General features: G+C 45.3%; 8 protein-coding genes. 7 read left to right on the top strand and 1 reads right to left on the bottom strand.

The genetic code is table 11. The features are described 5' to 3' along the window. Nucleotides 1–28: 28 nt before the first annotated feature. The gene (locus tag B067_RS0100145; protein WP_019528010.1) at nt 29–670 is read right to left on the bottom strand and encodes a TetR family transcriptional regulator C-terminal domain-containing protein; all 642 of its coding nucleotides are present in this window, start codon (nt 668–670) and stop codon (nt 29–31) included. A 301-nt stretch (nt 671–971) separates the two neighbouring features. On the opposite strand from B067_RS0100145, the gene B067_RS0100140 reads away from it, so the two are divergent. From B067_RS0100140 to B067_RS21055, 7 genes are all read left to right on the top strand, one after another. Beyond that, nucleotides 972–2,591, top strand: coding sequence for a phytoene desaturase family protein (locus B067_RS0100140; protein WP_019528009.1), 1,620 nt, complete (start codon nt 972–974; stop codon nt 2,589–2,591). Continuing rightward, entirely contained in the window at nt 2,584–4,152 is a 1,569-nt protein-coding gene (locus tag B067_RS0100135; RefSeq protein WP_019528008.1) for a phytoene desaturase family protein, read from the top strand. The genes B067_RS0100140 and B067_RS0100135 overlap by 8 nt, the downstream gene beginning before the upstream one ends. Next, nucleotides 4,149–5,354 carry an aminomethyl transferase family protein gene (locus B067_RS0100130; protein WP_019528007.1) on the top strand — a complete coding sequence of 402 codons (1,206 nt, stop codon included), beginning with the start codon at nt 4,149–4,151 and terminating at the stop codon, nt 5,352–5,354. The genes B067_RS0100135 and B067_RS0100130 overlap by 4 nt, the downstream gene beginning before the upstream one ends. Nucleotides 5,355–5,445: 91 nt before the next feature. Continuing rightward, nucleotides 5,446–6,834 (top strand): glutamine synthetase family protein, encoded by a 1,389-nt coding sequence (locus tag B067_RS0100125; RefSeq protein WP_019528006.1) that lies wholly within the window; start codon nt 5,446–5,448, stop codon nt 6,832–6,834. A gap of 157 nt (nt 6,835–6,991) precedes the next feature. Next, nucleotides 6,992–7,753: a nuclear transport factor 2 family protein gene (locus B067_RS0100120; RefSeq protein WP_019528005.1), complete on the top strand. Its 762-nt coding sequence runs from the start codon at nt 6,992–6,994 to the stop codon at nt 7,751–7,753. A gap of 115 nt (nt 7,754–7,868) precedes the next feature. After that, nucleotides 7,869–9,035, top strand: coding sequence for an aromatic ring-hydroxylating oxygenase subunit alpha (locus B067_RS0100115; RefSeq protein ID WP_019528004.1), 1,167 nt, complete (start codon nt 7,869–7,871; stop codon nt 9,033–9,035). Between the two features lie 458 nt (nt 9,036–9,493). Further along, nucleotides 9,494–12,508: a bifunctional diguanylate cyclase/phosphodiesterase gene (locus B067_RS21055; RefSeq protein ID WP_019528002.1), complete on the top strand. Its 3,015-nt coding sequence runs from the start codon at nt 9,494–9,496 to the stop codon at nt 12,506–12,508. Nucleotides 12,509–12,517: the final 9 nt, after the last annotated feature.

Genomic DNA, 12,517 nt, shown 5'->3' with positions numbered 1-12,517 from the left:
CAATGGCATGCCTATTTATGGCCGACAACTAAAGGCTAATATGCTTGGGGAACATGACGGCCAAATAGGTTCTGGCTACCTGGTTGGCATTTTTGCGGTTAAAGGCGCCAGGGGCGATAAGTAAGTCTAACCACAGGCCTTCAACAATGGCGGTATAGCCCTTGGTGATGATGGCGGCATCGGCTAGAGAGTACTTGCCCTCGTGGATAACCTCCTCAAACAGTGCGGTGATGGATAGTTCGGTAGCGTTATCTGATTCGGTACAGATTTTTTGGTAGGTGGGGCGGGTTTTGGCCTCGCCCCAAAAGCCAAACCATACCGCCAGCTTGTCTTTTTGGCAGACCTTGGCGCTAAAATCGAAGGCCAGATGATCCTCTAAAATCTCCTGCGTGGTTTTACTGCTACGCTTCTTAAGTATCTTGGCTTGGCCCTCATTGTATTCATCCACCACAAAGCGCAGGGTTTCCACCAATAGATTGTTTTTGCTCTGAAAATGTAAGTTGACTATACCTAAACTCAATCCGGCCTCGGTGGTAATGTCGGCCATGGTGATATTAGACAGGCCCTTGTTGGCGATACAGCTAATAGTGGCTTTAATGAGCTGTATGCGACGGTCTTGTTTGGGCATGGCGCGGCGCTTGCGGGCAGGGGTAGCGGTGGTTTTAGTCATTGTGGCTGGTCCGAATCCAGTTGTTATTTTGTAAAAAAATGTAGGCCAAATGTATAAAATTAGCAGGCATTATAGCCGAACATCTTGCTAAAGGGTGTAACCATTGGCAGAAACAATACTATGTATAGCGAATCAATGGCTATTTTACAATGAATGAACATTCATTAATTTGTAGACAGCTAAAAAATCTCGTGGCATGCTTCATGGCGATCCAAGCGATAAACAAAAAATAGTCAGTAATCGGAAATAACCGTACATAAATGACCATAAATAAAAGACCCGAATTAAAAGGAGTCAAAGAGTGAAAAAATACGATGCCATAGTCATCGGTGCGGGGCATAACGGCCTCACCAATGCAGCGTATCTGGCCAAAGCAGGGCTAGATGTCTTAGTGGTGGAGATGAACTCCTATATTGGTGGTGCCACGGTTAGCCGTGAATTGCATACTGATTGGAAATACACCAACTGTTCCTATGTCTGTGGTCTATTAAGGCCCGAAATTAACCGCGATTTAGAGTTGCCTAGACACGGCTTACAAGTTGTACCCTATGGTGGCGGTGTAACCTTTATGCAGAATGGCGATTACTACGGTAATTACTCCGACCACAACCGCCAGCATCGCGAAATGGCCCGCCACTCTGTGCGCGATGCCAATGCCTATGAGCGCTATGGCGCTGATGTAACCAAGCAAACGCGTTTGATTCGTAAATTTTTGCTGCGTACGCCGCCCGATCCAGCGTCTTGGAAAATGCGCGACATTAAAGAAATGATGGTTTTGGCCAAAACCGTTACGGATATGAAAACCGATGTTAACTTTGCAGATACTTTAAAGTATTGGACTAAGTCGGTCGGTGAATTCTTAGATGAATACTTTGAGTCCGACATTATTAAAGCCCACTTAGGCGGCACCGGCATTATCGGTACGGCTTTGGGTGTGTACTCTCCTGGTACGGCCTACGTGTTGTTGCATCACTATATGGGTGATGTCGATGGTACTGCCGGCGCTTGGGGCTTTACCCGCGGTGGCATGGGTGCCGTTGCGGATGCTTTAGCCAGCTCTTTTAAATCTTTTGGTGGTGAGATTGTTTGCGACGCCAAAGTTAAACAGATCATGGTTAAAAATGGCAAAACTACCGGTGTAGCGCTAGAAAACGGCACTGAGTATTACTCTGATATCGTGGTATCTAACTTAGAAGCTAAGCGTACCTTCTTAGGCATTATGGATGAGGCTGATTTACCCGAGTACGTAATTGAGCGCGCGAAAAACTTTAAGTCTCGCGGTTCATCGGGCAAGGTGAATATTGCACTCGATGGCTTGCCCACCTTTCCTGCGTTGCCAAAAGGTAGCTCACTGATGGCGGGTGACTTTCACTTTACCGATTCCTTAGAGCGTATGGAAAAAGCCTACGACGATTGGAAGGATGGTATGTTCTCTCGCGATCCTTACGTCGACACCCTAATTCCCACTTTAACAGATCCCACCATGGCGCCTCCGGGCAAACATATGATGACCTGTTTTGTGCAGTACTGCCCGCCAAAAATTAAGGGTAAAGAATGGACGGATGCTGATAGGGATGCATTCGGGCAAACCGTTATCGATCAGGTTGCTAACTACAGCCCTGACTTTAAAGACCTTATTTTGCACGCGGAAGTCCGTACCCCGCGTGAAATTGAAGCAGAGATTGGCTTAACCGACGGTAACATCTTCCAAGGTGAATTATCCTTCGATCAGCTGTTCTCTAACCGCCCCTTCCCAGGGTATGGCCAGTACCGTGGCCCAGTGCAAGGTATGTACATGTGTGGCTCCAGCACTCACCCTGGTGGTGGAGTTATGGCGGCGCCAGGCGCCAACGCCGCGCGTGAAATACTGATGGATTTAAAACGTACTAACACTGTTCCCGAGGGCTATGCAGATGACTAAATCTTATGACGTGGTTATGGTCGGTGGTGGCCATAATGGATTAATTTGTGCGAGCTATTTGGCGAAAGCCGGCCGCAGCGTGTTGGTATTAGAGGCCAACGAAAAATTAGGTGGTGGTGCTTCTACCCGTGAGTTTAGCCCAGGCTTTTCTGTGTCTGGCTGCGCGCAGTGGATGTATGCCCTAAACCCAGAAATCGCTAAAGAGTTAAACCTAGCAAGTAATGGCCTGCAGTATGCAGCTAGAAACTTAAACTCCATTGCGCTAGCGAAAGATGGCAAACACGTCACTATCACACCTAACGGTGTGGAAGGGGCTGATGTTTCTGCAGAGGATAAAGCGGCTTACCAAGAGTTTCGCCGAAAAATGGGTAAGTATTCTAAATTACTCGACAAATTATTCACGGTTAGGCCGCCAAAAGTTATTGAAAACAGCCTGGCTGACCGACTCAATCTATTAAAGCTTGGTTTGGGTATTAAGATGTTAGGCAAAGCCGATATGTATGAATTGCTGCGCCTAGGCTTAATCAATATGTTTGACGTTATGGAGGAGTATTTCGATAATGAGTTGTTGCAATCATTAATCAGTTTCGATGGTGTGCTAGGTGCTCATATGGGGCCACGTTCACCTGGCACTGTTTATGGTTACTTGTATCGCCACATGGGTGATGTCTATGGCTTTAACGGCCCGGCCCTAGTGAAAGGTGGTATGGGTGCTGTTGGTGAAGCCTTAGCAAACTCAGCTCGTGCTGCCGGTGTTGAAATTCGCACAGCGGCTCGCGTTAAGAGCATTGACCTAACCGACAACCGCGCAACCGGTGTAACCTTACAGAGTGGTGAAATCATCACAGCTGGTATTACCGTTTCTAACGCTGACGTAAAAACAACGCTTAATAATCTAGTGGGTAGGCCTAATCTAGAAACCAATACGGTACGCCGTGTTAAAAACTTCCGTACCCGAGCGAGCGCTGCGAAACTGCATATCGCTTTAAACGGTTTACCAGAGTTTAACGGCTTAACCGGTGATCAAGTTGGCGGGCGTTTAGTGATAGCCCCTGATATGCATCACATAGAACGCGCTTTTAATGCCGCTAAATACGGTGAGTGTTCAGAGGCGCCAGTGCTGGATATCAGCATTGCTACAGTACACGACAAAGGTTTAGCGCCTGAAGGTCAGCATGTGCTGTCAGCTATCGTGCAATTTGCACCAGGCCAGTTAAAAGCAGGCTGGACTGATGAATCCAAACAAGCCTTTAAGCAATTGTTGATTGATACCATCGCCGAATACGCGCCCGGTATTAAAGCGCAAATTGTAGCCAGTGAGTTGTTAACCCCTGCTGATTTAGAGGTGGAATACAATATGACTGATGGCCATTGGCATCACGGCGATATTAGCCTTGATCAGATCATCATGATGCGTCCATTCCCGGGTTCTGAACAGTACGGTTCACCAGTTGATGGTTTATATCTCTGTGGCGCCAGTGCTCACCCCGGCGGCAACGTCATGGGCTTAGCGGGACGTAACGCTGCCAAAGAAATTATAAAAAGAGGAGATGCCGCATGAGCGAAACCAATGCTAAAGAAGTGAATGGCAGGGGGGCGATGTTATTACAGACGCCTTTTCATTCACGTACCTCGGCGCTTAACGAATTAAACTCTTGGGAAAACTGGAAAGGTTATATGGTTTCCCATGAGTATAATGATTATGAATTGGAGTATTTTTCCATACGCAGCCAGACCGGTGTGATGGATTTAACCCCGATGTCAAAATACCGTATCACCGGCCCTGATTCAGAAGCCTATTTGAATCGCTTGGTGACACGTGATATTGCCAAAATAAAAATCGGCCGAGTAGCTTACACCGTTTGGTGCAACTCTGATGGCATGATTATGGATGATGGCACTATCTTTCATTTAGCCGAAAATCATTACCGCCTATGTTCTTATACCCAGTGTATTGATTGGTTGATGTGGTCTGCAGAAGGCTTTGACGTTGAGATCGTTGATGAAACTAAGCATGTCGCGGCGTTATCGGTACAGGGCCCAACCTCATGTTCATGTTTAAAAAATATGGGCTTAACAGGCATAGAAAACCTCAAGTCATTCGGCATTATGAGCTTCCCCTTTGAAGGTGGTGAGTTAACGGTAAGCCGCACCGGTTTTACTGGTGACTTAGGTTATGAACTTTGGGTTGAACCATCGCTTGCTGAAGCACTGTGGGATAAATTGTTTGCGGCAGGTAAAGAGTATCTTATTCGCCCCTTCGGTTTGTACGCCTTAGATATGGCACGTAAAGAAGCGGGCTTTGTGCAAGCAGCAGTTGATTTTGTGCCTGCAGAAGACACGGTTCGTGTTGGGCGTGCGCGTACACCGTTTGAGCTAGGCTTAGATTGGTTAATTGATTTTAATAAACCTTTCTTTAATGGCCGCAAAGCGCTGCTAAAAGAAAAAGCCAACGGTTCGCGTTATCGTTTTGTGATGCTAGATGTTGAAGGTAACAAACCAGCCAATAATTCGTTTATTCTCAACAAGCAGGGTAAGCAAATTGGCACGGTGACTTCAGCGGGTTGGTGCCCAACGGCAAAAGCCAATGTTGCCTTTGCGCAAGTTGATCCTAAATACGGTCAGCTGGGTGACGAGCTGATTGCTGAGATTTACTATGAGCGCGAGCTAACGTGGACTAAAGTGTTAGCAAAGAGTGTCGTTATTAAAGGCCCTATGTTTGACCCTGCAAGAAAACGTTTAACGCCGCCGGCAAAATTTTAATAGCGGCGGACTTTTGTAGGGCTGTGAGTGGGCTGTCATAACGCATGTTCCAGCCAGCCCTACCGTAATTTAGAGAAGATGGTTAATTGATATGAGTGATGATGTGAAAGCCGAGTTAGATGCCTTTTTAAAGCAATACCCCGATATACAAATGCTAGAAGTGTTAGCGCCCGATATGAACGGCATGTTTCGCGCGAAGCGCATTCCACGCTCAGAGTTTGACTCCTTCTGCGAAGGCAAAGTCACTACCACGGCGTCTATGCCTTTAGTGAACTCTATGGGCGACTATAATTTATCTATAGGTGCTGATACCTTAGGTGGCGATCCAGACAAACGTTTAATTCCCATCCCCGGTACTTTCGCACCGATACCTTGGTTAAAATCACCCACCGGCCAAGTCATGGTTAAGTTTGCCAATTTAGATGGCAGCCCAGGCCTATACGACTCAAGAAATATTTTAGATAAAGTCTTGCAAGAGTGTTACTACAACAAAGGCCTTAAGCCCGTAGTAGCTACTGAAATGGAATTTTATTTATTAGAGCAGGGTGAGGGTAATACGCCTAAAGTGAGATTAGGCCGTATACACGGCACCGGTTTACGTCAACAGGGTGTGCAATATGCTTCACCCGATGAGTTGTGGGAAAACGATGCCTTTTTAAACGATGTACGTATTGCCTGTGAATTGCAGGGCGTACCCATGACCACGATACACTCAGAGTTTTCGCCCGGCCAGTTAGAAATTAATGTACACCACGTAGACGACCCCCGAGTGGCTTGTGACCACGCTATGTTGTTAAAACGCATCATTAAAGGTGTGGCATTACAGCACGGCATGGTGGCCTGCTTTATGGCCAAGCCTTTTGCCGAGCTTGCCGGTAATGGCCTGCATGTACACGCCAGTGTTTACGATAAAGACGGCAATAATATTTTTGCTGATCCTAAATCAACGGCAGTGCCGCCACTCAACGACACCATGCGTCATGCTATTGGTGGCTTGGCGGATACCATGGCACAGTGCATGGCTATTTTTGCGCCTAATGCTAATTCCTATAGACGTTTAATCCCCGGCTCTTATGCGCCAGTATCTACTATTTGGGGTTATAACCATCGTGATGTTTCATTGCGCATACCCACTTCAGGGGTAAAAGATTTACGCATAGAGCACCGCGTAGCCGGCGCCGATGCCAACCCTTATTTGGTGATGGCAGCGATCTTAATGGGTATGGATTACGGTATCGCTAATCAATGCCCACCACACGGCGATATGATTACCGAAGGTGCTGAGATAGGTGAGCAGAAAACCGACATTCCCATTACGTGGGAGGCCGCCTTAGATACCTTTGATGCTGGTAAGGTGATAGAACCTTATATAGGCACTGAGTATTATCAATTGTTTTCACAGATACGCCGCGATGAATGTGACTCATTCCGCTCGGTAGTGTCGAATGTGGATTATGAGTGGTATTTGCGTTCGGTATAAATTGACGTAGCGTGGTCATGCCGGGTCGAAACCCGGCAGAGCCTGCCCCATAAGCGAAGTGAATGTTTTGGGCATGACCGGAGTTAAAGTCTTTGTTATTTTCTTGCCACTTGAAGCTTAACACTTACCGCTCAGTCTCAAAGAGGCTGCCCCCCCAATGAACTCGTTAACCGAAAAAACCCGCAAAGTCGTCCAGCAATACCGTAAGTATTGGCAGCAGGGCGACCTAAACGGCATACTTTCCATACTCCACCCCAAAGCCGAGTACATTACTTTCTTTGGCGCTAAAGAAGTGCGCGCTAAAGATATAGCCAATTACGTTAAGGTCGCGCTACCTTCTTCCCAGTTAGACTATATTTACCACGATGATTTGCGGGTGGATGGTGATGTGGCGATTTCCACCTATAGCTTTGTGCATACCTCAGCGATTACCGGCAAGGAGAGCAGTTGCCGAGGTTGTGATGTAATGACCATTAGTCAGGGAAAAATTATACGCATACACGAGTACAGCTCTTTTTCAGAAGTGGGCCGCACTGAGGATTATAGTGGTCGTGAAAAAATTGCCTTGGATGAGTTGCGCATCAGTCAGGTAGTCGATGATGTCAGCGAGTACTTAAACCAGCAGCAACCTTATTTAAATGCCTTGCTCAGTTTGGATGATGTGGTTGACGCTACTGGCTATAGCCGCAATCAGCTATCCTATGTGTTTAATCATGTGTTTAAACTATCTTTTTACGCGTATATCAACCTAGCTAGGGTGGATTATTTTTTAGCAAACGTAAACGAGCATAGTCATATTGCGGCGCTATCCAGTGATTCAGGTTTTAACTCACTTACCACTTTTTATAAGTTTTTTAAGAAAAAAACCGGCCTTACCCCTAAGGCTTATATCAAAAAAGAATTAACTGACAAAAATTAAATTCCACCCGCTCCCGCGCACAAGAAAACCTTAGCTGTAATGTATACACTATCTGTCATAAGCTACCCATCGGTAGCAAGCATAACGGTAACAAGCAGTTGATAAGGGTGCAGAGATGAGCGATACAATATTAAAGTACAACGGCTTAACCGAGCATAAAGAAACGCTGCCCGTTGAGTGGTATCTGGACGAGCAGCACTACCAACGTGAGATGGCGGCCATTTGGTATAAAAACTGGGTTTACGTCTGTCGCGCTGATGCCTTGGCTCAGCCCCGCGCTTTTCGCACCCAACAAATTGGCAGTCAAAATATCTTAGTGTTGCGTACAGAGGAAAGCGGTTTACAAGCCTTTCACAATACCTGTCGCCACCGAGGTTCTGTGTTAGTCACAGAAACGGAAGGGGTGATGCGTTCAAAAAACATTATGTGCCCCTACCACAATTGGACTTACTCGCAGCAGGGCGAATTAATACGCACATCCTCTAAACAGTGCCCCGCTAGTTTTGATATGGCAGAGCATTCGCTTTATGACGTTGCCGTGGTGGATTGGAATGGCTTTGTTTTTGTTAATTTAGCGGGCCAAGATGCCAAACCTATAGAGCAGTGTATAGGTGCAGATGCGAATGCCTTTGCCAACTGGCCAGCGGCTGCGCTAAAAGTGGGGGCATCCTATAGCAAAACCATGGACTGCAACTGGAAAGTGTTTTGGGAAAACTACAACGAATGCTTACACTGCCCCGGCGTGCATAAAGACTTGAGTAAGCTGGTTCCCATTTATCGCCGTAATTATATGACCGCTTGTGACGACCCTAACTGGCAAGAAAACCTCAAAAGTGATGATCCCGCCTTGCGTGGCGGCATGCGTGCAGGGGCGCAAACTTGGACTACCGATGGCCAGCCTATAGGGGCAGTGTTTCCCAACTTGAGTGATGCAGAAAGAACGCAAGCCTTTACCTATGTAGACGTACACCCAACCGCCTTTATTGTCGGCCACGTCGATTATATGCGTATCGTGCGCATTATGCCTTTAGGCCCTGAGAAAACCGAGATACAGGCCGAGTGGCTGTTTATGGAAGAAACCTTAAACGACCCCGCGGTGGATATTGCGCCTGCGGTAGACTTTGTGAAACAGGTGATGGCAGAGGATGCCCATGTGTCGGAGTTGAATCAAGCGGGTATGCACTCTATACGCCATAAAAAAGGCAGCTTAATGCCCGAGGAATATGCGGTGCACGACTTTCACAACTGGGTTAGAGCGCAGCTGGCTGCTAGTGAAAGCTAAAACTAAAGCCACTATTTTGTCAGTATAAGGAATACTAGCGGTTTTAGGCTGGACCAGTCTCATTCAATAAAAGGCAGGGTGCGTTAACGTACCCTGCCTTTTTACTTGGGGCTTGGGCTATTTAAAGATAAAGGTAAAAGTTGTGGCGGTAACGGCTAAAGTTTGTAGGCGAATCAACCTAGCGCTGTATAAGTGTTATGGGCATTATTGTGCGGGTGGTTGGCGCTGTATGCCTTGGTTATATTATGCTGTGGCTATTATTGTATAAAATCAATGCTATGATAAGTACGTTAACTAGTCTAGTTAACGGCTATAAAGTGCTAGGTTAAAGGGCGTTAGCCTAGTCTGTGCTTATTATGCATATATACTAAAAAATAAAAATTTGCTTGGTGCACAGTGTGTGTGCGGTGAGAGTGAATAGCTTTATACAGTCGCTGTTATTAAGGTCTTAGCAAATCATGCGCCAGCCCCGTGAGAACTTTTCCAAATATATCGTCGATATCTGTGCTGCTCAGCGTATAACTCGGCGTCTTAGCCAGGGCCAGCTAGCGCATATGTGTGGCCTAGATATCAAACTTTTACAGGATTTTGAGCGCGGTGTAGCTAGCTTGTCATTAGAGCAGCTAGAGCTATTGTTGCGCACGCTAGAGTTACAATTTGCACTCAATGAAGGTAGCAGTGGTCCCGATGATGATTTAAGGCGGCAGCGCGAGGCTGTACAAAAAAAAGCGCTGAGGGCTCTATCTAAATCTGATGCCATAATTAATGGCCATATAGAGCAAGCGGTACAGTTAATTTGTAAGACTGCCTCAGAGGTTTTACAAGCTGAGTTTACCGGCGTATGGCTACTCAATGAGGCCAGAGATTACCTAAACTGTATTGATGAATATGTGTTAAGCGAAGATTTACACGAGCCAGAATATGAATACTCTGCCGATGAATTTCCCGCTTGGTTTGCCGGATTCGAAGGGCGACGTAGCCTGATACATGACACTGTTACCGAAGATAACTATAACAGCCAAGAGGAATTTGCAGCAGAGCGCGAGCGTTTTAATATCAAATCTTCTATAGAGAGCACGGTTATAGAAAATGGCGAAATAATAGGCGTTATTACCAGTGAGGATGTGGTAGAGCGCCGCTGGAATCTAGATGAAATTAGTTTTCATAACCAAGTTGCAGACATGGTGATGTTAACGGTAAGAAATAGTAATTACCGTAAAATGCAGGAAAACATCGATAAAAAGAACAATCTTATACAGTTACACCAACAAGCCATTTTATCCTTAATGCATGATGAGGCTATAGCTGAAGGCTTTATACAGCAGGCCTGCGATAATATTACGCGAGTTGTAGGTGATAAAGCCGCGCCTCTAGCTAATTCAGTGACTATTTGGCTGAGCATAGATGACGACAGTCATATGAAGTGCCTCAGCATTTATTATCCCGTGCATAAAAAGCACGAGGACAGTAGCGAAAACTTTAGCTATAAGATTTCTGATTATCCTAACTATATAAAATCTATAGAAGAAAAAAGGATTATCTGCAGCTCCAATGTTTACGAGAATAATTCCTTTGGTGAGATCGTTGATGCAATTTTAAAACCTGAGGGTATTGTTTCTGCAGCAGATGTGGCTGTTTATATTTATGGAAAACTAAGTGGCATAGTTAGTGTTGATTATGGCTTTGTTCATAACTGGGTTTCTGAGGAAGAAAGTTTTTTGGCGGACTTGAGTAATCAGATTTCCTTAGCAGTACTTAACCATGAGCGTAAAAAGTCTGAGCATCAGCTGCAAATGTTGTCGCGCGCTGTTGAGAATAGCTCTAGTGCAGTATTTGTTGCTCAGTCCGATAGGCGTATAAATTATTGCAATAGTCAGTTCTTAAAGTTACTCGATAAAAAAACGGTGCAAGTCTTAGGCTGCGCTATTAACGAACTGCCATTCTCGACAAATTCTGTAGAAGAAAGTTGCGCGATGCTAAACGCGATTGCCAATCATGAAGTTTGGCGCGGTGAAATAGAGCTGAGAAAAAATGATGGTCACGCCATATGGGTACTTTTTTCTATTACCCCGGTCGTCAATGAAGAGCGCGGTGGCATAGAGTATGTTGGCGTTTGTGAGGATATTAGTAGCTTAAAGCTGGCCCATCAAGAGATGGAGCAATTAGCTTTTTACGATCCATTAACGGGGTTAGTTAATAGGCGATTGTTTAAAGAGCGATTAAATCAGCATATAAGTTTTGCTAAGCGGCATGGCACTCAAGCGGCTGTTTTATACTTGGATTTAGATAGATTTAAAATAGTTAATGATACGCTAGGCCATGATGTGGGTGATCAGTTATTGGTGGCGATTGCTGAAAAGCTTCGGTCGTCAGTTAGAGAGCAAGATACTGTTGCTAGGTTGGGTGGTGATGAGTTTGCTGTGTTAGTTCCGGATATCAAAAATTTATCTGATGTGGAATTGCTGGCTAAAAAAATTATAGCGGTTGTTCAAAAGCCACTAGAAATCATGGGTAAAAAACTCTCTACTACTACAAGTGTGGGTATTAGTTTATATCCCGATCACGAGAGTGACCCAACTGAATTAATGAAAATGGCTGATATGGCTATGTATCACGCCAAGAGCGAAGGGCGCAACAATTACCAGCTGTATAATGAGCGCATTAATATGTTTAGCGCTGATTATTTGGATATGGAGCATGACTTGCGGCAAGCTTTGGCCAATAAAGAATTTGTGCTTTATTACCAGCCTATAATCGACGCCAAAACACATACAATACATAAGTTAGAAGCGTTAATCCGCTGGCAGCACCCCAGCAAGGGAATGCAGTCGCCACTGTCGTTTATTCCCATTGCAGAAGATTTAGGGCTAATAGAAGACATTGGCGACTGGGTGTTGCAACAAACTTGTGCGGACTTAGTTGAGCTACATAAAACCCATCCTGAAGTCCAAATGGCCATTAATTTAACGGCAGGCCAGTTTTCTAGCCCTGGGCTAGTGGATAAAGTTACTGCGGTGTTAAAAGCGGCTGGACTAGCTGGGCGGTTTTTAACGCTGGAAATTACTGAGTCTATGTTGATATCGCATTTAGATAGAGCCATCAGCACCCTGAAAGGTCTAAAAAGCATGGGGGTGGTCATTGCTATAGACGATTTTGGTACCGGTTATTCATCCTTGAGTTATTTAAAACGGTTGCCATTAGATTTTTTAAAGGTGGATAGGTCTTTTGTTAAAGATATACCAGAAGACAATAACGATATGGAAATTACCGCTGCGGTTATCTCCATGGCGCAAAAGTTAAATTTGCAAGTGGTAGCTGAAGGTGTTGAAACAGTACAGCAGCTAGATTTTTTAAAAGCTAATAGCTGTAATTATTACCAAGGTTATTTCTTTTCTAAGCCTAAGCCTTATGCGGAACTGGAGGATGTTTTTAATATCATAGCGGATAATTTTGCTGATGAAGTATGTCTATAAAATTGATTT

Source organism: Dasania marina DSM 21967, assembly GCF_000373485.1.
GTDB lineage: Bacteria > Pseudomonadota > Gammaproteobacteria > Pseudomonadales > Dasaniaceae > Dasania > Dasania marina.
This window is presented reverse-complemented; position numbering and strand designations above follow the sequence as displayed.